23 protein-coding genes are annotated in these 23,011 nt (G+C 61.9%); 13 read left to right on the forward strand and 10 right to left on the reverse strand.

From position 1 onward, the window contains the following. Positions 1-23 precede the first annotated feature (23 nt). The 6 genes from pgeF (at position 24) to HMPREF2807_RS14050 (ending at position 4,060) form a co-directional block, all read left to right on the forward strand. The gene (gene pgeF, locus HMPREF2807_RS09905) at positions 24-764 is read left to right on the forward strand and encodes a peptidoglycan editing factor PgeF (RefSeq protein ID WP_049155266.1); all 741 of its coding nucleotides are present in this window, start codon (positions 24-26) and stop codon (positions 762-764) included. After that, positions 764-1,474, forward strand: coding sequence for a YggS family pyridoxal phosphate-dependent enzyme (locus tag HMPREF2807_RS09910; protein ID WP_049155267.1), 711 nt, complete (start codon positions 764-766; stop codon positions 1,472-1,474). Before pgeF ends, HMPREF2807_RS09910 begins: the two co-directional genes overlap by 1 nt. Before the next feature lie 69 nt (positions 1,475-1,543). Beyond that, positions 1,544-1,966 carry a cell division protein SepF gene (locus HMPREF2807_RS09915; protein ID WP_046647975.1) on the forward strand — a complete coding sequence of 141 codons (423 nt, stop codon included), beginning with the start codon at positions 1,544-1,546 and terminating at the stop codon, positions 1,964-1,966. Between the two features lie 220 nt (positions 1,967-2,186). Next, a complete protein-coding gene (locus HMPREF2807_RS09920) occupies positions 2,187-2,498 on the forward strand; it encodes a YggT family protein (RefSeq protein ID WP_049155268.1) in 312 nt (103 codons plus the stop codon). Between the two features lie 168 nt (positions 2,499-2,666). After that, positions 2,667-3,767, forward strand: a complete 1,101-nt coding sequence (locus HMPREF2807_RS09925; protein WP_049155270.1) for a DivIVA domain-containing protein — start codon at positions 2,667-2,669, stop codon at positions 3,765-3,767. Between the two features lie 122 nt (positions 3,768-3,889). Continuing rightward, positions 3,890-4,060 (forward strand): hypothetical protein, encoded by a 171-nt coding sequence (locus HMPREF2807_RS14050; RefSeq protein WP_046647978.1) that lies wholly within the window; start codon positions 3,890-3,892, stop codon positions 4,058-4,060. Between the two features lie 100 nt (positions 4,061-4,160). Here the strand turns inward: HMPREF2807_RS14050 and HMPREF2807_RS09930 are convergent, their stop codons facing one another. Next, positions 4,161-5,237 carry an HNH endonuclease signature motif containing protein gene (locus HMPREF2807_RS09930; RefSeq protein WP_070512462.1) on the reverse strand — a complete coding sequence of 359 codons (1,077 nt, stop codon included), beginning with the start codon at positions 5,235-5,237 and terminating at the stop codon, positions 4,161-4,163. Between the two features lie 363 nt (positions 5,238-5,600). On the opposite strand from HMPREF2807_RS09930, the gene ileS reads away from it, so the two are divergent. Next, the gene (ileS, locus tag HMPREF2807_RS09935; protein ID WP_070512466.1) at positions 5,601-8,798 is read left to right on the forward strand and encodes an isoleucine--tRNA ligase; all 3,198 of its coding nucleotides are present in this window, start codon (positions 5,601-5,603) and stop codon (positions 8,796-8,798) included. A 112-nt stretch (positions 8,799-8,910) separates the two neighbouring features. Here ileS and HMPREF2807_RS09940 read toward each other — a convergent pair whose 3' ends face one another. The 6 genes from HMPREF2807_RS09940 to HMPREF2807_RS09965 form a co-directional block, all read right to left on the reverse strand. Beyond that, complete coding sequence (locus HMPREF2807_RS09940) at positions 8,911-10,095, reverse strand: MFS transporter (RefSeq protein WP_232745221.1); 1,185 nt, start codon at positions 10,093-10,095, stop codon at positions 8,911-8,913. A 170-nt stretch (positions 10,096-10,265) separates the two neighbouring features. Further along, positions 10,266-10,907, reverse strand: a complete 642-nt coding sequence (locus HMPREF2807_RS09945) for a GntR family transcriptional regulator (protein ID WP_070512472.1) — start codon at positions 10,905-10,907, stop codon at positions 10,266-10,268. A 127-nt stretch (positions 10,908-11,034) separates the two neighbouring features. Further along, positions 11,035-11,640, reverse strand: a complete 606-nt coding sequence (locus HMPREF2807_RS09950; RefSeq protein ID WP_083303797.1) for a metallophosphoesterase family protein — start codon at positions 11,638-11,640, stop codon at positions 11,035-11,037. Further along, the gene (locus tag HMPREF2807_RS09955; protein WP_070512477.1) at positions 11,633-13,294 is read right to left on the reverse strand and encodes an ABC transporter permease; all 1,662 of its coding nucleotides are present in this window, start codon (positions 13,292-13,294) and stop codon (positions 11,633-11,635) included. Before HMPREF2807_RS09955 ends, HMPREF2807_RS09950 begins: the two co-directional genes overlap by 8 nt. 34 nt (positions 13,295-13,328) lie before the next feature. Then, the gene (locus HMPREF2807_RS09960) at positions 13,329-14,405 is read right to left on the reverse strand and encodes an ABC transporter substrate-binding protein (RefSeq protein ID WP_070512480.1); all 1,077 of its coding nucleotides are present in this window, start codon (positions 14,403-14,405) and stop codon (positions 13,329-13,331) included. Between the two features lie 31 nt (positions 14,406-14,436). Then, entirely contained in the window at positions 14,437-15,429 is a 993-nt protein-coding gene (locus HMPREF2807_RS09965) for an ABC transporter ATP-binding protein (protein ID WP_070512703.1), read from the reverse strand. A gap of 111 nt (positions 15,430-15,540) precedes the next feature. Here HMPREF2807_RS09965 and HMPREF2807_RS09970 point away from each other — a divergent pair, with 111 nt between their 5' ends. Next, positions 15,541-17,013, forward strand: a complete 1,473-nt coding sequence (locus tag HMPREF2807_RS09970) for a DNA polymerase IV (RefSeq protein ID WP_070512707.1) — start codon at positions 15,541-15,543, stop codon at positions 17,011-17,013. On the opposite strand, the gene HMPREF2807_RS09975 is transcribed toward HMPREF2807_RS09970, so the two are convergent. Then, on the reverse strand, positions 17,010-17,945 hold the full coding sequence (locus tag HMPREF2807_RS09975) for an asparaginase (protein ID WP_070512484.1): 936 nt from the start codon (positions 17,943-17,945) through the stop codon (positions 17,010-17,012). The genes HMPREF2807_RS09970 and HMPREF2807_RS09975 overlap by 4 nt on opposite strands. Before the next feature lie 106 nt (positions 17,946-18,051). On the opposite strand from HMPREF2807_RS09975, the gene HMPREF2807_RS09980 reads away from it, so the two are divergent. Next, a complete protein-coding gene (locus HMPREF2807_RS09980; protein ID WP_070512487.1) occupies positions 18,052-18,654 on the forward strand; it encodes a WKL family lipoprotein in 603 nt (200 codons plus the stop codon). A 128-nt stretch (positions 18,655-18,782) separates the two neighbouring features. Here HMPREF2807_RS09980 and HMPREF2807_RS09985 read toward each other — a convergent pair whose 3' ends face one another. After that, entirely contained in the window at positions 18,783-19,730 is a 948-nt protein-coding gene (locus HMPREF2807_RS09985; protein WP_070512489.1) for a DUF6263 family protein, read from the reverse strand. A 32-nt stretch (positions 19,731-19,762) separates the two neighbouring features. Here HMPREF2807_RS09985 and lspA point away from each other — a divergent pair, with 32 nt between their 5' ends. Genes lspA through HMPREF2807_RS10005 form a run of 4 tightly spaced genes read left to right on the forward strand, consistent with a single transcriptional unit; the run spans position 19,763 to position 22,085 of the window. Further along, positions 19,763-20,278 (forward strand): signal peptidase II, encoded by a 516-nt coding sequence (gene lspA, locus HMPREF2807_RS09990; protein WP_070512491.1) that lies wholly within the window; start codon positions 19,763-19,765, stop codon positions 20,276-20,278. Then, positions 20,278-21,201, forward strand: a complete 924-nt coding sequence (locus HMPREF2807_RS09995) for an RluA family pseudouridine synthase (protein ID WP_070512496.1) — start codon at positions 20,278-20,280, stop codon at positions 21,199-21,201. The genes lspA and HMPREF2807_RS09995 overlap by 1 nt, the downstream gene beginning before the upstream one ends. Then, complete coding sequence (locus tag HMPREF2807_RS10000) at positions 21,198-21,797, forward strand: hypothetical protein (protein WP_070512499.1); 600 nt, start codon at positions 21,198-21,200, stop codon at positions 21,795-21,797. Before HMPREF2807_RS09995 ends, HMPREF2807_RS10000 begins: the two co-directional genes overlap by 4 nt. Before the next feature lie 18 nt (positions 21,798-21,815). After that, entirely contained in the window at positions 21,816-22,085 is a 270-nt protein-coding gene (locus tag HMPREF2807_RS10005) for a type II secretion system protein (protein ID WP_070512502.1), read from the forward strand. Here HMPREF2807_RS10005 and rarD read toward each other — a convergent pair. Continuing rightward, positions 22,082-22,984 carry an EamA family transporter RarD gene (rarD, locus tag HMPREF2807_RS10010; protein ID WP_049155295.1) on the reverse strand — a complete coding sequence of 301 codons (903 nt, stop codon included), beginning with the start codon at positions 22,982-22,984 and terminating at the stop codon, positions 22,082-22,084. The genes HMPREF2807_RS10005 and rarD overlap by 4 nt on opposite strands. Between the last annotated feature and the right edge of the window lie 27 nt (positions 22,985-23,011).

A 23,011-nucleotide genomic window follows, 5' to 3' on the forward strand; every position in this document is an offset into this window, starting at 1 on the left:
TCCAGCCAGCTACTCTGGAGTGCATGCCAGTAAACGAGGAAGCACACGCAGCACGACGCCCCGTCCGCATGGTTTTTACAAGCCGTGCCGGCGGGGCGTCGTCGTCGCCTTATGACTCTTTTAATCTCGGCGATCACGTTGGCGATGACCCCGCCGCAGTGGCCGCCAATCGCGAGCGGCTCCGCCGTGCCACGGGCTTAGAGGACATCGTGTGGATGGAACAGCTCCACACCAACACCGTGACGGTGGTGGGGGCCGAGCGCCGCGGCGTCGAGGAGCCCGTGCCGGCCACCGATGCCGTGGTAACCACCGAAAAGCGCTTGGGCCTGGGCGTTCTCGTGGCGGACTGCACGCCGGTGCTGCTTGTCGACGTCTCCGCGGGCGTCATCGGCGCCGCCCACGCCGGGCGCCTTGGCGCGCGCAACGGAATCGTCCGCAATACCGTCGATACCATGGTTGAGTTAGGGGCCCGCCCCGCCTCGATTCAGGTGCTCATGGGGCCGGCCGCTTCTGGGCGGAACTATGAGGTGCCGGAGGCGATGGCGGATGACGTCGAGAAGCATCTGCCCGGCTCCAAGACCCGCACGGCGTCGGGTACCTGGGGCGTCGACGTGCGCGCTGGGCTGATTCGTCAATTGATGGAGATGGGGGTTACGGCTATCGAATCGGACCCGCGCTGCACGATTGAGGACACAGATTTCTTTTCTTATCGCCGCGAGGGCGTCACCGGACGCCAAGCCGGCGTGATTTGGTTGGAGGATTAATGACGAACAACGATACTGCGCGCCGTGAAGAGCTGAGGGCTGGCCTGGAGAACACCCGCGCTGCTATTCACCGTTTCGCTGAGGCCGCTGGCCGCCCCGCCCCGCAGCTGCTGCCGGTGACGAAGTTTCACCCGGCCGAGGACATCGCGTTGCTAGCTGAGCTGGGAATCACGGATGTGGCGGAAAATCGCGAGCAGGAAGCGCGCGCCAAGGCGGAGGCCCTGCCCGAGATGCGGTTCCACATGATTGGCCAGATTCAGACCAAGAAAGCGAACCACGTGGCCCGGTGGGCGCATAGTGTTCACTCGCTTGACTCAGAAAAACTCGCCAGAGCACTCGACCGCGGCGTGGCTCTTGCCCAGGAACGCGGCCAGCGTGAGGACACGCTTCCGGTCTATATTCAGGTATCCGCCGACGGTGATACCGCGCGTGGCGGCTGCCCGCTAGAGGGCGTGCCTGCTCTGGTGGATCTGGTCGAAGACCTGGAGAACCTTCAGCTGTGTGGGTTCATGGTGGTTCCACCGCTGGAGAGCGAACCGGCGGAGGTTTTCACCCAGATGAGGGCATTGACGGATGAGGTGGCGGCCAAGCTTGGGAGAGACCTGAAAATGTCCGCCGGCATGAGCGCCGACATGGAGGCAGCGATTGCATCTGGAACGGATATCGTGCGTGTCGGAACCGGAATCATGGGAGCCCGCCCGCTAGGTTAATTGTCATTGTAAAACTGCATTACAAGACAGCAAATGAACAGAACACACTAGGTCAGAGGGAGACCCAGAATGTCACTGATTGATAGGACTAAAGAGTTCTTCGGGCTGGGCCCGATGGACATGGACGCCGACGATGCCTACTACGCCGACGAGCGCAGCTACAACGCTCCGGCCTACGCGCCTTCCTACGAGAAGCAGGAAGAGGAGTTTGTCCCGACCATCGTGGCTCTCTCCCTCGTCTCCTTTGATGATGCAGCAAAGGTTGGCGGCCCTTTCCGTGACGGTGACGCAGTGGTCTTTGAACTCACCGATGCCGACCGCGGCTCTGCCAAGCGTTTCGTGGACTTTGCCGCTGGCCTCTGCTTCGCGTTGGAAGGCCGCATGAAGAACCTGACCAAGGGCATGGACACCAGCCGCAAGGTTTTTGCCATCGTGCCGAAGGGTGCTGATATCTCCACCGTGGAGCTGGAGCGAGCAGCACACCTGCGCTAGAGACGTCAGGCTTTAACCGCTTCATCGTTATTCTCCTCCGTGTTGGCTTAAGGGAGGCGGAAGGCGATGGGGCGGTTTCGTCGTTTTCATCGTGGGGCCTTATCGGAGAGTCATTCTCGGCGGCGGTATGGCTGCCGCGGTGCTGTCTCTGTACGCCGAGGGCGAACCTTAGGGCAGGGGAGTACCGCTGGCGGGGGTGATTCCGATAGGCTCAGGCATTGTGAGTGCTTTAGGTTCAATTCTCCTCGTCGCCGTGAGTCTTTACTCGTGGGTTTTGTTGGCGCGCATCGTCATTGAAATGATCCAGTCTTTTTCGCGCCAATTCAACCCGCCCCGCTGGTTCATGATGGTTGCTGAGGTGCTTTTCGTGGTCACCGATCCGCCGGTCAAAGCGCTGCGAAAGGTGATTCCGCCGCTGCAATTGGGCGGCATCACGCTCGATGTTTCCATCATTGTTTTGTTCCTGCTTTTGTCCGTTCTTTCGCAACTTATTGGCTGGCTATTTTTCAGCGCCAATGGGCTTGCAATGTAATAAACGGGTGTATTAAACCCTCCTGTTAACGTTGAGACTCGTGCCAGCGTTAGATAATGTGTTGATTCGGATACAATGAGTTACCACAATCCGTATTATTAACCGCATATGTACCCGGCCTCTGGACCCTCTAGAGGTTTGACCGATTCGTAAGGGGAAGAGAAGTCAATGCCACTGTCACCAGCTGATGTACACAACGTCGCTTTCAGCAAGCCGCCAATTGGCAAGCGTGGCTACAACGAGGACGAGGTCGATCAGTTCCTCGATCTCGTTGAGGATGCTCTTGCTCAGCTGCAGGATGAGAACGATGATCTCCACGCCCAGGTTGAGGAGCTGAAGTCTCAGGCTCCGGCCGGCGCTGCCGGCGGTGCCGCTGCCGCTAAGGTCGACGAGGCCGCTGTGCGCAAGGACGTCGAATCCAAGCTTCGCGCTGAGTACGAGGCAAAGCTGGCTGACTCCAAGAACGAGATTGCCAAGGCCAAGGAAGAAACCAAGCGCGCCCAGGAACAGGCGAAGGCCGCTCAGGCGCAGGACAATTCCGCAGAGCTCAAGGCCGCACGCGAGGAAGCTGCTGCTGCCAGGCGTGAGCTCGAGGCCTCCAAGAAGGAACTGGAGAGCACCAAGAAGGAGCTGGAGTCCGCAAAGAAGAACTCCGCAACCTCCACCACCGCATCTTCCGCTGCTGCCGTGGCTGGTGCAGGTGCTGCACAGTCCAACGCACAGGGCCTCGCCACCCCGGACACGCATATGCAGGCAGCCCGCGTTCTGGGCCTGGCGCAGGAGATGGCAGACCGCCTTACCAACGAGGCCAAGGCCGATTCCGAGTCCATGCTGGCGGAGGCCCGCACGGCTGCAGAGAAGCAGCTTGCCGACGCTGACTCTCACTCCAAGGCTCAGCTTGCTGACGCCCAGAAGCGCTACGACGCGCAGCTGCAGGAAGCCGATACCCGCTCCAAGAAGCTGGTGGCTGACGCCGAAAACAAGGCAAAGCAGACTGAGGCCGACGCTACGTCCCGCGCGGAGGCACAGATTCGCCAGGCTGAGGAGAAGGCAGCTGCCCTGCAGGCAGATGCTGAGAAGAAGCACACCGAGGTCATGAACACGGTCAAGCAGCAGCAGACCGCTCTGGAGGCCCGCATCTCCGAGCTGCGCACCTTCGAGCGCGAGTACCGTACCCGCCTCAAGACGCTGCTGCAGTCCCAGCTTGAGGAGTTGGAGTCCCGCGGCACCGCTGCCCCCAACGGTGAGGCCGGAAAGTCCAACAATTAATCTCTGAATGAGCGGCGTCCCTGCGGGGGCGCCGTTATTCTTTTCTGTAGGTATACGTCCGTAGGTATACATTCTTTGTAAGCACAGAGCCCTTAGTCATTGGTGGGGAAAGGAGAGCGCACATGCTCATCGGCGCATTGCTTCTGGCCTTTGTTGCTTTCTTGGCGTTCGTGAACTACATCCTCACCGCTGCTGAGTGGTCCTTGTACGTGCTCTTCGCTTCGGCTGGGGTGGGTATCGTCCTGTTCATCGCAGACACCGTGATCAAGCTGCGCCGCAAGCACGACGAGTAGCTCGGTCTCGCCGAAAATCTGTAACGCGCGCAGCTAAGGCACGACGAGTAGCCCTCGACCCAGTGGTAATTCTGGGTGGAGGGCTACTTCTGTGAAGTCGCTAGTCGTCTCGCTCCCCGGAGTTTGGGAATAACCCGGGTGGCGCTTGCAGCGGCGTGGGTGGCGGGGGAGGGCCGTACGTTCTCTTCGCTTTTCCCCTGACCCGAGCCATGCGGCCGCGACCCGGCGGCGCATTCGGATCGTCCTGGTTCACCCCATTGTGATACGGACAGAGCATCACCAAGTTTTCCTGGTTGGTGTACCCGCCGTTCTTCCACGCGATGAGGTGATGAACTTGACATTCATCGGCCGGCTTCAGGCAGTCATCCCAAGCACAGACTGGGAACTCGGCCATAGCCATGATGCGCTGCTTGATGCTGGCCGAGCGCTCCTCGTAGTAGAGGTTGACCGGCCCGTGATAGGGATGAAAAAGAGTCGCGAGCGCGCCGTCTTTATCGATTTCACCGGCGATGACCTTGTTGAGGTACTCTGCCCCGGTCATCGTGGCGCCATTGGTCATCTGGAGGGTGATTTCTTCGCCGTCACCGTCGAGAATTTTCGTCATTGCATCCAGCGGCACAAGGATATTGGTCTGCAAGCCGCGGCGCGGTGCAGCGCCTTTGAAGAAGGCCTCGCGGATGGACTCGAGGGGACGTGCCGGGTCGACGGCGTCGTTAAGCTCTGCAATCAGTTGCGAGGGGCCCGTGATCGCCATCGTCCACGGTGCATTGCGGCGGCGGTAGACAGTCACGCCCTCCTTCGGCGTGGGCGGTGCTGAGTGTTCCTTGAGCTTCTTCTTCGCCAGCGCCTCCATGGCGAGGGTGTCAGCGCTCGTTCGGCAGAGTTCTAGACGCAGCTTCCAGCCCAACGCTTGTGTTTTGGCTTTGCGGGCGTAGCGGTCGATGACCTCCAAGGTAGGCAAAGAATGCTTGCGTTGGCGCGCTGCCTTCACTGCGTCGCGTTGCATCCGCGTCATGGCGGTCTTGCCAAAGAAGCTCGTATACAGCCGTGCCAACTCCGCGGCGGTTTTGTCTGGGGATCCGGCGGCGATGAGGTCTGCTTCAGACATGCCTTCGCACTCGGCGACGACATCGATGCCGGCCCCGAGTGCGTTAAGGAAAGTCTGCAGTGCGCTCATGACAGTGGAGCTTAAAACACCTTATGACCTGCGCGCATTAGAAAAAATGTTCCTGTGGAAAACCTTATCCCAGGTGCCTCTTTCGTGTACTGGCGTTTCTATTTTGGGGCTTTCGGGAACCTGCGCCTGTGAAAACTTGACCGGCTCGCTATACTTTTAGGCGTATGCAGTGAGCCGGCTATCACCGGGGAGCATTCCGGAAGAACGTGCTTTGCGCTTAGCGGAGCATTATTAGAACCGGGCGGGTAGGGACCGTCATCTCCTTCACATCAACGAAGCGGGGCGCCTCGGCGCCCAAGCGGGGTGGTACCGCGAGCCGTAAGGCGCGTCCCCGCCACAGCGAACGAGTGAAGGAATTTTTAGATGAGTAATAACCCCGCGAACGTCGGCAGCGTTTATCCCAAAGTCGATATGACTACTGGGTCTTCCCGTTTCCCCGATATGGAGCAGGAGGTCCAGAAGTACTGGAGGGCCGACGACACCTTTAAAGCCAGCCTCGAGCAAACCGAGGGCTGCCCCGAATACGTCTTTTATGATGGCCCTCCCTTTGCCAACGGCCTGCCACACTACGGCCACCTGTTGACCGGTTACGTCAAGGACATCGTCCCGCGCTACCGCACCATGGCCGGCAACCACGTCCCGCGCGTCTTCGGCTGGGACACCCACGGCCTGCCGGCGGAGCTGGAAGCAGAAAAGCAGCTCGGCATCACCGACAAGGCCCAGATCGAGGAGATGGGCCTGGAGAAGTTCAACGAGTACTGCGCCAAGTCCGTCCTCGAGTACACCGATGAGTGGGAAGAGTACGTCAACCGCCAGGCTCGCTGGGTGGACTTTGAAAACGGTTACAAGACCATGGACTTGAACTACATGGAGTCCGTGATGTGGGCGTTTAAGGAGCTCTACGACAAGGGCCTGATCTACCAGGGCTTCAGGGTTCTGCCGTACTCCTGGGCTGAGCACACCTCGCTGTCGAACCAGGAGACGCGCCTGGATGATTCTTACAAGATGCGTCAGGATCCGACCCTGACGGTGACCTTCCCGGTAGCGGGCGCTGTGGAGGGAAGCGCGGCGGAGAAGACGTTGGCGGATAACGCCGAGCTTGCCGACGCCTCCTTCCTCGCCTGGACCACCACCCCGTGGACCCTGCCGTCCAACCTGGCTTTGGCGGTCCACCCGGAGGTCGACTACGTCCTGTTCAAGGCCACCGAGGGCGACTTTGCTGGCCGCACCTTCATCATGGCCGAAGCGCTCACCGGCACCCTGGCCAAGGAGCTGGGTGAGGCGGAAGTTCTCAAAACGTTCAAGGGCGCTGAGCTCGAGGGCTTTAAGTACCAGCCCATCTTCGATTTCTTCCCGGATGTCGAGAATGCCTACCAGCTGCTGCTCGCAGATTACGTCACCACTGAGGACGGTACCGGTGTGGTCCACCAGGCTCCGGCCTTCGGTGAGGACGATATGCTCACCTGCCAGAAGTACGGTGTGGGCCTGGTCATTCCGGTGGATGAGGATGGCAAGTTCACCTCGCAGGTGCCACCTTACGAGGGCCAGCTGGTCTTCGACGCTAACAAGGGCATCATCAAGGACCTGAAGGAAGCTGGCCGCGTGGTGCGCCACGTGACCATCGAGCACTCCTACCCGCACTCCTGGCGCTCCGGCGAACCGCTCATCTACATGGCGCTGCCTGCATGGTTCGTCAAGGTGACCGAGTTCCGCGACCGCATGGTGGAGCTCAACCACAACGAGATCGAGTGGCTGCCGGAGCACATCCGTGACGGCCAGTTCGGCAAGTGGCTGGAGGGCGCTCGCGATTGGAACATCTCTCGTACCCGCTACTGGGGCGCTCCGATCCCGGCGTGGATCTCCGATGACCCGGAGTACCCGCGCGTGGATGTCTACGGCTCCCTGGATGAGCTGGAGCGTGACTTTGGCGTGCGCCCGACCAGCCTGCACCGCCCGCACATCGATGAACTGACTCGCCCGAACCCGGATGATCCGACGGGCAAGTCCACGATGCGCCGCGTGCCGGACGTGTTGGACTGCTGGTTTGAGTCCGGCTCGATGCCGTTTGCGCAGAAGCATTACCCGTTTGAGAACAAGGAGTGGTTTGAGACCCACTCGCCGTCTGATTTCATCGTGGAGTACTCCGGTCAGACCCGCGGCTGGTTCTACGTCATGCATGCGCTGTCCACCGCGCTCTTTGACCGCCCGGCCTACAAGAAGGTTGTGGCCCACGGCATCGTTCTGGGCAATGACGGACTGAAGATGTCCAAGTCCAAGGGCAATTACCCGAACGTCAACGAGGTCTTCGACCGCGATGGCTCGGATGCGATGCGCTGGTTCCTCATGTCCTCGCCGATCTTGCGCGGTGGCAACCTCATCGTCACCGAACAGGGCATCCGTGAGGGCGTGCGCCAGGCCATCCTGCCGATCTGGAATGCCTACACCTTCCTGCAGCTCTACGCTTCCCAGGACGCGACGTTCGATGTCAGCTCCACCAACGTTCTGGACCGCTACATCTTGGCCAAGACGCATGACTTGGTAAAGAACACGAATGATGCGCTGGCGAATACCGATATTGCTACGGCAACCGAGGAGGTCCGCCTCTTCGCGGACGCGCTGACCAACTGGTACGTGCGCCGCTCCCGTGACCGTTTCTGGGAGGGCGAGGAAGCCCATCCGGAGGCCTTCAACACGCTCTACACGGTCCTGGAGACGGTCTCCCGCGTGGTCGCGCCGCTGCTGCCGCACGTGGCTGAGGTCATCTACCGTGGCCTGACCGGTGAGCGCTCCGTGCATTTGGCTTCCTACCCGAAGGCCGAGGATTACCCGGCTGACGATGCCCTCGTGGCCGCCATGGATGCCACCCGCGCGGTGGCCTCCGCGGCGTCCTCGGTGCGTAAGTCCAACAAGCTGCGCAACCGCCTGCCGCTGCCGAAGCTGACGGTGGCGATGAAGGATTCGGCGCGCCTGGCGGATTTCAAGGACATCATCCGGGATGAGGTCAACGTTAAGGACGTTGAGCTTACCGACGATGTCGACGCGGTGGGCACCTTCGAGGTCGTGTGCAACGCCAAGGTAGCCGGTCCGCGCTTGGGCAAGGATGTTCAGCGAGCTATCAAGAACCTCAAGGCGGGCAACTACGTGCGCGAGGGCGAGGACGTTGTGGTCGACGGCGATATCCGCCTATCCCCGGACGAGTACACCGAGCGCCTCAAGGCGGCGAATGCGAAGTCGACGGCTCGCGTGGAAGGGCTCGATGGCCTTGTCGCCGTGGATACCGAGGTGACAGAGGAGCTCGAGGCAGAGGGCTGGGCTGCGGACGTCATCCGCGGTTTGCAGGATGCGCGTAAGGCCGAGGATTTCGTGGTGACTGACCGCATCACCGTGGTTCTCTCCGTTCCCGCGGAGAAGGAAGAGTGGGCTCATCACCACCGCGAACACATCGCGGCGGAGGTGCTTGCTGTCGACTTCACTGTGACGACCCAGGCTCTCGAGCCAAGCGATGGACAGAACATCCATGATGTCCTCAAGGGCGTGACGGCTACCGTGGCCAAGGCCTAAATCCGCAGCGAAAAGCTCCGCTTCCCTCGAGTGGGGAGGCGGAGCTTTGAGCATCTGTGCACTGGTGGCGCAGGGGCGGCCCGGAGGGGGCCGCGATGACGGGGTGTGTGCGCTAGCGGCGGGTTCCGGGCAGGTGTGCGCGCCACGCAAGGATGACGTTGATGAGGCACACCAGCGCCAAGAAGCTGCCGATGCTGAACAACGCCGTGAAGCCGATATAGGGCGCAAGCGCGCTAAAGGCCATCGGGATGAAGAAGCCAGTGTAAGAAATGGAGTAGTACACGGCGGTCAAGCCGGCGAGCTCTCGCTCGCCCGCGATGCGCTGGACCTCGGACAATCCAGCGACCAGCGCCAAACCGTATCCCGCGCCCATTGTGGCGGCGGCTGCGATGCCGAGCGGCAGGGACAGCGAGTGAGCAGCAAACGCCCCGAGGATTGCGCCGACGGTGATGACGAACATCGACAGGGCCGAGGCTCGCGCGGACTTGTGGGTATCAACCAGGCGGCCCAGCATCTGGACGGCCACGCCGCAGCCCAGGGTGATGACGGTCATCAGGCCGGAGAAAGCGATGGGGGCGTTTCCAGCGGATTCGGATAGCAGCTGTGGAAGGAGCGCATAGGCCGCTCCCGCGCAGCCAAAGACCCAGGGGGCCACGGGCACGACGACACGCAGGAAACGCTTGTGCGCAGCGGCGGGGATGTGGAGCATCTCCAGCATGTCACGCACCCTGAGCTCCAGGATGGTGGTCTTGACATCGCCTCGGCTGGGCTGGCGGGTCTCAGGCGTATGCAGGATCCACGCGGCAGTCAACAGCGTGAGCAGCATGTGGAGGATATAGGCCGTGTGAGTCGGCCATGGCCCCCACTGGGCCAGCACCGAAGCGATACCCGCGCCGACGAGGAAGCCGGCGGTCAAACACAACGAAGCCTTACGAGCGCCGGACGCTGGGTCGCCGCCGGCGCTCGTGATGAGCTCCGTAATCCACGTTGAACCCACCGCCATGACTAGGCCTAATGCCATACCGCACAAGACGCGTCCCAACGCGATGATGAGTGGTTCGTTGGGGGCGATGGACAGCAAGAAAGAGCCTGCCAAGGACAGTGGTGCTGCGGGGAGCAACAGTGGGCGGCGGCCAAGCAGATCGGACAGCGGGCCGCCGATGAGCAGTGCGGGGATGATGCCAACCACGTAGGCGGCTAAGAGCCCGTTGACCGTCACCTGGGAAAAATTCGAGGTCTCGCGGTACATCACCAGCAGCGGGGTGAATTCATTTCCGCCCCAAGCAACCGCGATCATGGCACCGGCGACGGGGAACCACGCGCGCTTAGGCAGCGGCGCTTCGGCGGAGCGGCTGGGCGAGCCTGGGGAGGCAGCGCTTTCAGTGCTTTCGGTGGTGTCGGCGTCTGTGGGGGCGTCGGGTTGGGGAGTAGGCGCCTCGACAAGCGGGTTCGAATGCGCAGAGACAGTCACAGTTGCTTCCTTGAGGAGTTGAGGTGGGAATGGAGTTCGGTCAGGTAGGTGTCGATGTCGCCGGTGCGGAGGGCGTCGGCAAGCAAGGCGTGCTGGGCCACGAAGCCGCGTGCCTTCTCGACGCTGCGGCCGATGGCAGTTGCGGTAAATCGCTGTTGGCGCTCGCGCAAGGTGTGGCCGAGGTGGGCGAGGAGGCGGTTGCCGCCGTTGTCCATGATGGTTTGGTGGAACTTCGCATCCAGTTGGGTATAGGAGCCCAGATCGCCAGCGTCGAGGGCGGCCTTTTGCTCATCGATGGTGGCGACGAGGACATCGGCGATGAGACCGCGCTCCTCTGCGGACAGTCCGCAAATATGGCGGGCAGAGTTCTCATCCACGAGGAGGCGCGCCTCGTAGACCTCACGGATTTCGCGGGGGCTAATCGGTACGACCAGCGCACCGCGCTTGGGATAGAGCTTCAAGAAGCCCTCCACCTCCAAACGGAGGAAAGCCTCGCGCACCGGGGTTCTACTCATTCCCAGCTCGGCGGCAAGGGCGGCTTCGGAGAGCATCTCCGAGTCATCGATGTCGTCATCGATGATGCGGCGCTTGAGGTGATCGTAGGCCCGTTCCGCGGCGGGTACCTTGTCTTTTTGCATGTATACATGATGCATGCATGCGGTGCTCTCGGTCTAGCGCAAACGCCAATTCGTGAGACATTGATCACGCGGTGGGCAAGTGAGAGCTAGTTCTCTGAGCGGCGCGTGTGGTCAGGTAGGAGATGTGTTAGAGGCGAGTGAGGGAGGAAGTGGGGACGTCGTAAAGCACTGCCTCTCCCATACCGACCCAACCGATAAAGGGATTGTCCTGAAGCACTTGTGGAGTGTGGACGTGGCCAAGAATCCATGCGTCGAAGCCACAGGCCTGTAGCTGTTCGGGTGTCGTGGGCAAGCATATGCCTTTAGAGAATTCACCGGTCACTGATGAGTGCAGTAATCCCAGATGCGGCTCGTTGCTCTGGCGCGTTGGAAAGGTGAGTGTGCGGGGATCGGGATCGGCAGCTACCGCGGCGGTGACAACGGTAGCGCCGGCGCAGTGAAAGGAGTGAACGTCGGCGGAATGAACCGTTACAGGCGAAGAGAGACTGAGTTCGTGGTGGACGTCGTGATTCCCGGAGATGAAATGGACGTCGCTGAAAAGCTCGCATGCGCGAGCCATGACTTTCTGTGCTTGGGGTACGTAGGTGGCTGCGTCGGCTTTGCGGTCAATGATGTCACCGAGGCAGATACATGCATCCGCAGTCGTGACCTCCAGTACGTTTAGCACCCACTCCATGCCTGGCGCGTCGGGGCGGCCAAGGTGAAGGTCCGCGAAAATGAGGATACTAGCCACGCGCCCTCCTTCCTTGCCACCAAGTGATTAGGACTAGCACGACAGTGGAGGTTCCTACACCGATGAGCGTCATAGCCATGGCTTCAGCGCGGTGGCCCTGGTCAAATTGGTTCATGATCCACGGCGCAAGGAGATTGAGCTGGCTCGGGCGGATCAGGGAGGACATGACGAGCTCGCGGAAGCCCACAAAGAACGCCAGCAGCCAACCGGCAAAGATACCCGGGGCAAGCAGCGGCAAGGTGATGCTGCGCAACGTGTGGGAGGCGGAGGCACCGGACACGGCGGCTGCCTCGTAGACCGAAGGGGAAACCGCGCCAGCGGAGGTCTTGATGTTCTGCACCGCCATCGGCAGGAAGAGAACAGTAAAAGCCATGACGAGGATGATCATGGAGCCATAAGGTGTCCATGGCAGCCAGGGAGCGTTCCATAGGAGAATGAAGCCAATGGCGAGAACGATTCCGGGGACGGTATCCGGTGCTACAGCAAGGAAGTCGACAACACGGGCGCTGATCTGCCTGGTTCGCTGGGTGAGCAAGGTGACCGCGATGCCGAGGATGACCGCCGTTGTGGCGCCAATTGCACCGAGGGCGATGGAACGCAGCAAAGCTTCTTGAGCGGAAGGCATCTGCAGGACGATGGCGAAATAGTCGAAGGTGAGGTTTTGAGGCGTTGGGGGCGCGGATCGCAGAATGGTCATGGCTGCCAGGGTGATGGAAATATACGGGATGAGCACCGAGCAGGCGATGATGAGGAAAGCAACTAAGCTGCCAAGGACCTTGCCTGCGGTGCCGATGCGGAGCGAGACTTGGCGGGATACTCGTCCACCACCGGTAAGGTCGCGCCGCGAGACCCATTGCTGGAATGCCCATGCGCCCACACCAAGTGCAAACAACACCGATGAGGAGGCTGCTGCATCGGAGAAACTCAACGGGTCGATGGTGACGTCTTGGTAGATGGAGGAGACGAGGACCGTGAAACCGATGGCGTTTCCCAAGGTAACTGGGGTGCCGAACTCGCCGGCAGCCTTGATGAAAATGATCAGTGCGCCCAGTGAATAGGGGCCCACGACGGTGGGGAGGATGATGCGACTAATCTGTTGCCACCGGCTGGCGCCTGCGACTTGAGCCATTTCCAGAGAGGATGCAGGAATTGAGGTCAGACAGTTGCGCAGGATGAGATAGAGGAAGGGGAAGAGCTCGCACGCCATGATGAAAGCCATGCCAGGAACCGAGTAAATGGCGTCATGCGCGAGCTTGCCGACGGTATGCCCGAAGAGCAATTCGGAGACTCCACCGCGGCGGGTGAAATCCATCCACGCCATTGCTGCGGCAAAAGGCGGGGTCATGAAAGGAATCATGATGGCGATTTCTATCCAGTTCGCCTTAGAAAAAGACGTCCACGCGCGCAGGAAAGCTAGCGGGGCGGCGAACAGAGTAGAAAAGACCACCACGAGGAGGGAGAGGACGACCGTATTGAGTAGCACCTCTCCCATGCCCGGCTCCACAATCTTGTGGAGAGAAGAAGGCTCATCGCGGTACCCCACCACAGCGCTGATGAGCACCGATGCCAACGGCGCAGCGACAAGCACGAGCAGCACGAAGAGTACTGCATAAATGCCGAGAGTGCGCTGAGGGCTGCGGGTGGTGGTGCTCATAAGGTGGGGTTGCTCCGTGGTGAGATAGTAGAGGCTACTTCAGGTAGCGCTCAGCGAACTTTTCCTTGATGTCCTTGGAGGAGGAGGCGATGCCATCGAGATCCTCGTTGAGGGTTTCAATCTCCTCCAGCTTCGGGCCGTTCTTCGGGGTGAGCTCGGTGTTGGCCGGGATCATGTTCTTGGAAGCAGAAATCTCCTGTGCTTCATCGGAGAACATGAAGTCGACAAAAGCTTCGGCAGCGTCCTTGTTGTCGGTGGTCTTGAGGATCATGACCGGTCGCGGGGTGACGGTAGTGCCGGAGGAGGGGATAACAACCTCAAGCGGCTCTCCCTTGGCCTGAGCGGAGTATGCGGAGTAGTCCACACCACCCATGACGATGCCTCGAGAACCGGAGGTGACCTGGTCCAGGGCCGGACCGTTAGCGCCCTGGACAATCATGCCGTTGTCGAAGAGTTTGTCAAAGAGCTCCCAGGTCTTGTCCTCGCCCCACTGATCCACCATGGCGGCAATGAGGTCAGCGGCGGTGCCGGACTCGCGCGGATCCGGCATAATGACCTGATCCTTGTATTTTTCGTCAGCGAGGTCCTCCCAGTCCTGAGGAGCGGAGTCCACCACGTTGGTGTTGGTCACCAGTGCCAAGGCGGAGCCATCGCGGCCGGTGAATGTGCCGTTCTTGGATACCCAGCTGGAAGTGATCTTGTCAGCACCTTCCGGGGTGTACTCCGCCAGAGCGCCGGCCTTGTCCTGCTTGGAAGCAGCGGACCAAGAAGCCAAGTAGACCACGTCTGCCTGCGGGTTAGCCTCTTCCGCCTTGAGCTTGGCGGTGATCTTGCCGGTGGTGTCGGCGAAGACGTTGACCTTGACATCGGTCTTTTCCTCGAAGGCTTCGACGAGGGCGTCGGTAAGGCCCTGCGGGTTCGCGGAGTAGTAGTCCAGCTCGCCGGACAGTCCCTCCGGGGCTTCCCAGGCCTCGGCGCTGGTTTCAGCACCGGTGTTGTCGGCGGAGGATGCGTCGGTGGAGTCAGCGGAATCAACAGAACCGCAGCCAGTCAGAGCCAGGGCAGAAGCAGCGGCGGCAGCGAGGGCGAGAGAAAGTTTCTTATACAGCATGGAGAATCCTTAAAGTAGAAAACGGATGTGACTAGTACGCAAGACGTACCGTCGAACCACGATCGACTCGAGAGCGGCTGTAAGCCACCCAAGGCTCGTCAGCGCCTTCGACATCGCAGTGCAGCTCGTAGCGTCCGCCGATGTACTGAGCGGTGCGGACGATTCCGTCCACGTGGTGCGGGAAAGACCCGATGTCTTCCTCCGCGTCAAGGACGGTGAGGTTTTCCGGGCGGACGTCGGGAAGCCCAGCGCGGCGGTTCATAGTACCCACGAAGCCACCGACGAAGGGGGTGGCAGGGGAGTCGTAGAGGGTGACAGGATCGGCGAACTGTTCGATGACGCCGTCCTTCATGACGACGACGCGGTCCGACATGGACAGAGCCTCGGATTGATCGTGGGTGACGTAGATGACCGTGAGTCCTAAGTCGTGGACCAAGGCAGTGAGCTCGGCACGTATCTGAACACGCAGGGCAGCATCGAGCGCAGAGAGTGGCTCATCCATTAGGAGCAACTGCGGGTTGGACACAAGCGCGCGGGCGATGGCTACGCGCTGCTGCTGGCCACCGGAGAGTTGATTAGGGCGAGCTTGTGCCTTCGGGGTAACTCCGACCATGTCCATGCACGCGCGCACACGTTCTGTGCGTTCCACAGAAGACAACTTGTTACCCGCGGTGGTGAGGGGAAACTCGATGTTCTTCTCCACAGTCATGTGCGGCCACAGCGCCAGATCTTGAAACACCATGGACAGGTTGCGCTTATTAACGGGAACGTTCGTGTGTGGGCCGAACACTTCTTTATCGGAGAAGGTGATGGTGCCAGCATCGGGGGTTTCGAGGCCTGCGATGCAGCGCAGAAGCGTGGACTTACCGCAACCGGAGGGGCCGAGAATGGAGATGAACTCGCCGGTGTTAATGGCGAGGTCAGTGGCATGGAGACCAGTGTTGTCCGCGAACTCGCGCTTAATGCCGGTAACGACCACGTGGGCCTGGGAGGCAGGTGGTTGGGGCGAGAGTTGAGAAGTCACGGCGGAAAAGGTTAGGGCGATAAAGTAAGCGGATGGGGGCGTTGAAGTTACGAAGGTGGTAAAGAAACATGAATAATGGGTGACGGACATGCGGTGTTTAAACTGGAGCACATGCAGCGCTGGGTTCTTCACATCGACATGGACGCGTTCTTTGCGTCGGTGGAGCAGCTCACCCGCCCTACCTTGCGCGGCCGGCCTGTGTTGGTGGGTGGAACGAGCGGACGCGGCGTCGTCGCCGGTGCCTCTTATGAAGCCCGCGCATATGGAGCTCATTCCGCAATGCCCATGTTCCGCGCGCAGCAGCTCGTGGGCTATAAAGCCGTGGTGGTGCAGCCGCGCCGGGCGGTGTATGTGGCGGCCTCGCGCCGGGTATTTGGAATTATTGCGCAGCATGCGGGGGTCATCGAACAGCTCTCCATCGACGAGGCCTTCATGGAACCGGCCGCACTCGCCGGAGCCACGCCCGCCGAAGTCCGTGAGTGGTCGGAGAATCTGCGCCGAGTGATTCGAGCTGAGACGGGCCTTCCCAGCTCCATCGGCGCCGGTGCAGGCAAGCAAAGCGCGAAGATTGCGTCAGGGGAGGCCAAACCGGACGGGACTTTCATCGTGCCCCAGGAGCGCTTCGATGAGCTCATCCACCCGCTGCCGGTGGGCAAGCTCTGGGGAGCGGGCCCAGTCACCCAGCAGAAGCTAGCAGCCATTGGCGTGGAGACTATCGGACAGCTGGCGGCGATGAGCCGCAAGGAAGTCGAGATCTCACTGGGCAACGTGGTGGGCGTGCAGCTGTGGAAGCTCGCCCAAGGGATTGATGAGCGTCCGGTCGCCCCGCGCGCGATTGCTAAACAAATCTCCACCGAGTTCACCTACCCCACGGACCTGCGCACGGCGGCGGAGGTGGATGCGGCACTAATCCGCGCGGCGCAGGGCGCGCATTCCCGCCTGCTCAAGGACGGCCGCGGCGCGCGCACGGTGACGGTGAAGTTGCGGATGGCGGATTTCCACATCGAATCCCGCTCGGCCACGCTGCCCTATGCCACGGATGACCTGAAGGTCCTCGAGGCTAAGGCCTTGAGCTTGGCGCGCTACCCGGAGGAGCTCGGGCCCATCAGGCTGGTCGGGGTGAGCTACTCGGGTTTGGAGGAGGCCCGCCAAGACGTGCTATTTCCTGAGCTCGACCGCGAGGTCGTGCGTCCAGCTCCGGATACGGATTACGAGACTGGCGTCAGCGACCACCTGCCCGGCGCGCCGGAAACGGAGACGGAGCCCAGAGCAGAGTCGGAAACGCTGGGAGAAGCGGGATCGGATTCGATGCGCCGCTGGCACGCTACGCAGGACGTCCACCACCCCGAGTTTGGACACGGCTGGATTCAAGGCGCCGGCCATGGGGTGGTCAGCGTGCGCTTTGAAACTCGCGCTACGGGCCCGGGGTTTGTGCGCTCTTTTGCGGCTGAGGATGAAGATCTCCACCCGGCCGATCCATTGGACTCACTGGCCTGGGAGGGGGCGCTGCCAGGCGACGCCACCGAGGCCGATGGGCCCGAGATTGACACCGCTGGGGAGGAACCGCCACGCGAGGATAGCTAGCCCGCGGTATAAGCAGTGGCGGAGGGGGCAGTGCTAAACATCTCTGCCACCGGTGTGTCGGTAGCGAGTGCCGCGGCGAGCATAATGCGGGCTTGGCCGGCTCGGAATCCACCGGAGGCTACCGCACCCATCTCGCCCAAGGTGGCACCGCCACCTGCGCCGCCATAGGCCAGCTTGGTAGTTCCGTAGGGCGTGCGGGTGCTAATCACCACGGGCACGCCCGCTTGCAGCGCGCGGGCAACCCCAGCTCCCATCTCTTCACCCATGTTCCCCGAGCCCATGGCTTCGATGACGAGGCCATGGGTGTGGTTGAGGGAGGCGTCGACAAGCGCGGCGCCGGCACCCGGGTAGGCGGCGATGATCTCAACGGGGTGTTGCGCCATGGGGGAGAGCGGCAACGGCGCCAGAGCGGAGTCACCCACCGGTAGCTCCTCAAAGCCGTTGAGCTGCGAAGTATGCCACTTGCGCGCGCCGCGTCCGGGAATGGTCTTGCCGCCGAATTGCACCCACACGCCGGCCTTTCCGGAACACAGGAGCTCATAGGAATCGCGCAGGTTGCGCGGGCCATCACCAGCCGGGTGGTCGAAGGCGCGCTGCGCGCCAGTGAGCACGATGGGCCCCTCACCGAGGTCGAAGAGGGATAACGCCAGCGCGGTTTCCTCCATGGAATCGGTGCCGTGCGTGATGAGGACGCCATCAATCTCTGGGCGCGCAAGGTGCTGGCGCGCACACAGCAGTAGCTCATCGAGGTCTGCCAAAGTAATCGAGCTGGAATCCAGCGCGCGGAATTCCACCACCTCAATGTCGTGTGTTCCGACTTCAGCGTCGAGGAATTGGGCTAGCTGTTGCCCACTGACGGTGGGGACCAGGGATCCGTCACGGACCGTCGTGCAGGCGATGGTGCCACCGGTGGCGATGAGTGCAAAAGTCATGCCAGCAGGCTACTACAGGCGCGCACCTGCGCGGGAACCCCAGGGCGGCGGTCGTGGACGCTAAAGTAAAAGGGATAAACCACGATCCCCTACGTGAGGAGTATTTGTGAAATCCTTCAAGCTGAGCGCCGCCGTTGTGGCCCTGGGCGCCGCGACTGCCCTGGCTGCCTGCTCGTCTTCCGAGGATGCAGACACCGAGAACAGCACCGCCGCTAAGCCTTCGGGCGAAACCTCCGCATCGCAGGTGGCCTCCACCGAGATGCCTACCGTGGAGCAGCTCAATGAGATCCTGACCAAGGCCGCAGACCCGAACCTTCCGCAGGAAGAGAAGGTCCAGCTGGTCCAGGGCAGCGAGACGGCGCCGGAGCTTTTCGACGTCATGTCGCAGTCCCAGGCCGAATCCGGTGCCACCTTCGAGGTCGTGGCCCCGGTCATCCCTGGCCTCGTGCCGGATTCCGCGCTCGCTACCGTCCACATCAATACCCCTGATGGCCAGCAGCAGACCGCTGACCAGGTGGAGTTCATCAACGAGGGTGGTACATGGAAGCTGTCTAAGACTTGGGCTTGTGTCTTGGTCACCAACATCGTCCCTCCGGAAGAGGTTCCGGAGATGTGTGCGGACTCCGTGCCGGAAGGCGCTGGCGCCGAGGAAGGCGCTGAGGCGCCTGCCGACGCCCCCGCAGAAGGTGCTGAGGCTCCCGCCCAGTAAACCCGGGTTTTCATAACTTAAGCGCCCGCCACTCGCTGGATCTCATGCCAGCCAGGTGGTGGGCGCTGCCTTGTGCGGAGGCTGTCTGGCGGTGCTCGCGCGCAGGAGAAGGTGTGGCGCGAAGCAGGCTACTCGGTGGTGAACTCCATCTCGGTGGCGCTGGTCTGCACCACGCGAAGATCAGAGCCTTCCGCACCATAAGAAATCGCGGTGGTCACGGAGACATCGCCGGCGGTGGGAAGCGGCTTGGTCAGATCAACGGTAACGGAGCCCTCCGAGGTCGATGTGTGGTCCGTAACCTTCAGCTCCTTGCCACGTAGCTCTTCGGGGGCGTCGGCGCCGTCGAAGGACAGTGCGCCCAGGGAAGGCCGCTGCTCAATCTTCACGCTGAGCTCAGCGATATCCCCGTCCAGCTTGTCCAAGGTATAGGTCGTGGTTTGCAACAGCGTGGATTCGCCAGTGACGCGCGATTCCACCACCCACGTCGCACCCGGGCCGATTTCCTCATCAGGGAAGACGATGGGCAGTGAGGTCAGGCTGGTGATGGCGCGCTCGACGGTGCTGCGGGCCTGATCGGTCGCCGCCTGCGGGGCGGCCAGGCGCAGCGAGTTCATCTGGCCCGTATCCGTGCCGCGCCATCCAAACTGGAAGCCCTCGGCGGAGGAGACATCCGCGCCGTCAGCCTCCGGCTTTCCGACGGTGACGAACGCGTTGCGGCTGGCTGGAAGTTGGCCTTCGACATTCTCGGTGGCAGCCTCCACCGAGGCCTGGAGCGGAAGAGTGACCTTGTCCTGAGCTTCCGGTGAAGGGGCGGCGCTGCCGTCCTTGCGTAGCTGCTGGTCGAAGCCCGTGGCGACCTCATAGGTGAGTTCCTGCGTGGCATCGAGGTCCTTAAAAGCCAGGACCTGACCGGCGCCGTCACCTGGTTCTAGGAGGGTCACGCGCGGGGCATCGAGGGCCAGCCCCACTGGCTCCTCGACGGGCTTGGCCGGCTGGGAATAGGAACAGCCGGCGAGCGCGCCGGCGACTCCCAGGACGGTGGCGGACAGGACTGCTAGGGCTCTCACACGAAACACGCATTCCAAATTACCGGATGAGCCTGTTTAGAATGGAACGGGTGAAAGCAAGGAGTTATATCGGAGTGATGGTCGCGGTGGTGCTCGGTGTGGCTGCCGTCGACCAAGCCGTGAAGGCGCTGATGCTGTCCATCCTCACTGAAGGTGAAGCCCTACCGGTCTTTGGTGATTGGTTCCGCTTCTACCTTCTGTTTAACCCCGGCGCTGCCTTCTCTATGGGCGGGGAGGGCTCGACGTGGCTGTTTACCACGATCCAATTGGTCTTCATCATTGGTGTGGCCATCGCCGCCCCGCGCATTCACGATAAGTGGCAGGCGATAGGCCTGGCCATGATCGCCGGAGGTGCCCTGGGCAACTTCATCGACCGCCTCGTGCGTGAGCCGGGGTTTTGGTTTGGGCACGTGGTGGATTACATCTCCGTGGGCAGCTTCGCTGTTTTCAATATTGCAGATGCGGCCATTACCTGTGGCGTCGTGGTCTTTATCAGCGCGATGTTCTGGGCAGAGATGAAAGAAAAGCCACAAGAGCAGGAAGCGGGGGAAGCTTGATGCGCGAAAGTCGTAGGTTGCCGGTGCCCGAGGGCCTCGATGGCATGCGCGCGGATGCCGCCCTGGCCAAGCTCTTGGGTATTTCGCGGGCCCGGGTGGCCCAGTTGTGCGCGGCGGGAGACGTGGAAATCGATGGTGCCGCCGTGGGCAAGTCCGAGCGCTTAAGTGCTGGCGGCTGGATCGATGTCATGATGCCAGCGCCGGAGGAACCGCTCATCCCCAAAGAAGAGCTGGTGGAGGGCATGGATGTTCTCTACGCGGACGAGGACATCATCTGCGTGTGCAAGCCCGTGGGTGTGGCTGCGCACCCCACGTTGGGTTGGGATGGGCCCACCGTCATCGGCGGGCTGCGGGCAGCAGGCTATGCGCTTGCCGACGCCGGCCCGACCGAACGCAAGGGTATTGTCCACCGTCTCGACGTGGGGACCTCGGGCGTCATGGTGGTGGCCGCCAGCGAGCGCGCCTACTCCCAACTCAAGAACGCCTTCCGCGAGCGCACCGTGCAGAAGACCTATCACGCCGTGGTCCAAGGCCTGCCGGATCCCATCGTGGGGACCATTGATGCGCCCATTGGCCGCCATCCTTCGGCGGGCTGGAAATTTGGGGTCGTCGATGATGGCAAACCGGCGGTGACACATTACAAGCTGCTGGAGGCCTTCCGCGAGGCCAGCCTCCTCGAAGTCCATTTGGAGACCGGCCGCACCCACCAGATCCGTGTCCACATGTCCGCCACCGGGCATCCCTGCGTAGGCGATCCGATGTATGGCTGTGACCCGAACCTGGCCAAGCGTGTGGGGCTTAACCGCCAGTGGCTGCACGCGGTCGAACTCGGCTTTACCCACCCGGGAACCGGCAAGTGGTTCGAGTGCACTGCACCCTACCCGGACGATCTCAAGCACGCCGTGGAGGTTTTGCGCGGATGAGCCCGCAGCGAAGCACCAGCCAACGCATTTACCGGCGCCGCCGTGCCGCGGCGCTGGTGCTGTTGGCCGTGCTCGCCTTGGCCGTGGTGGTCGCCTTCGGGCTTTTCGGAACGCAGCCCAGCACGGCGGTGCAGGGAGACCAGCTTGGCCCTGATGGCTCGGAGAGCGCGGCCGATTATCGGGAGCGCGCGGAGACCTCATTAGCGCACGCAACCGATCCGGCCTACGCGCTGGTGGGCTTTCGCGAGCCGCTGAGTCCGCAGGACGTGAGCGACGCCCTGCAGCCCGTCGAGCGCATGGATGCCATCGTGATCGGGCTGGCCGCGCCCATCGCGGTCCCCGAGCCTGTCGCCGGCGCCACGCGCGCCGACGTTATCGATACCGTCTTGGCCCGCGTGGCCGACCATGCCCGTGACATGGCGGAGGATGCACCAGCGAAGGTCGATGCCGTCGTGGTCTATTCCGGGGGGAGTCAACTGCGCGCCCTCGCTAACGATCCGCGGGTCGATACCGTGGAGGTCGCGCCCGCTGACGCCGCGTGGGGCTCCTTCGGCGTGCGCCCGCCCGCCAACGTCGGACAGAATGAGAACCGCTAGAACAGCCGAGGAGAAGACATGCGCCTGTTTCCCAACACATCCGAGTGGCCGCCGAACTACCGCTTTGCCTACCTCTTGATGTGGGCGGGCGCGTTCATCGCCTCTGGGGCCGCCATCGCGCAAGGAATCTGGGGAGCGGACAAGCTCACCTTCGGCATTCTCATCGTGGTGGCCATCTACTGCATCGCCATGGCCATCCTCATGCCGCGGTGGGCGCTTAATGCACGCGAGGAATCCGCCCGGCGCGCCGAGGCTAAGCAGGCGCGCGAGGAGCTGAAGCGCCGTTAGCCCTCTGCGGTGGGTGACGCGTCGGCGGGGTGGAGGCGGGCGCGGCGTCGAGAAGCGCGGCCCATGCGCACCAAGTCTGCAAGGTAGATGATCACCGCAACCCAGATGATGGCAAAGCCAATCCAGCGTTCGGTGGACATGTGCTCCTGGGTCACGAACAGCGCCCACAGCATCTGCATGATGGGGGTCATGTACTGCAGCATGCCGAGCGTAGACAGGCGCAGGTGCTTAGCGCCCTGGGCGAAACACAACAGCGGCAGAGCGGTGACGAGGCCGGAGGTAATCAGCAGTGCGATGTGCCCGGGGCCTTCGGTAGTGAAGGTGGATTCTCCCTGTGCCTGGAGGTAGCCCAGGTAGACCAGCGCGAAGGGGAGCATGACCAAGGTTTCCGCGGCCACTGAGCCCATCGAGGAGACCGTGATGCGTTTCTTCAGCAGGCCATAGATTCCGAAGCTGAAGGCCAAGGCCAGCGAATAATAGGGGGCCTGGCCCGTCATAAAGGTCAGCCACAACACCGCGATGAAGGCGATGCTGACCGACGCCACCTGCGCCTTCGTCAGCTTCTCCTTGAGGAAGATAATGCCGAGGGCCACGGAGACGAGCGGGTTAATGAAATAGCCCAGTGCGGCATCGGCCACGTGATCGCTGTTGATGGCGATGACATAGGTACCCCAGTTGATGGTGATGGCCACGCCGCAGGCGAACATCCACCCCCAGGTGCGCAAGCTGAATGCGCGGAGCTCGCGCCAGCCACCAGTCACCAGCAGCATTGCGGTGACGAGAACCGCAGTCCACACGATGCGGTGGGCCAAGATCTCAAACGGGCTGGCGGGGCGCAGCAGCGGGAAGAACGCTGGGAAGAAGCCCCACATGAGATAGGCGGCAATAGTGTAGAACATTTAAGAAAATGTACCTTAACGAGGACC

Source organism: Corynebacterium sp. HMSC074A09 (assembly GCF_001811545.1).
Classification (GTDB): Bacteria; Actinomycetota; Actinomycetes; order Mycobacteriales; family Mycobacteriaceae; genus Corynebacterium; species Corynebacterium hiratae.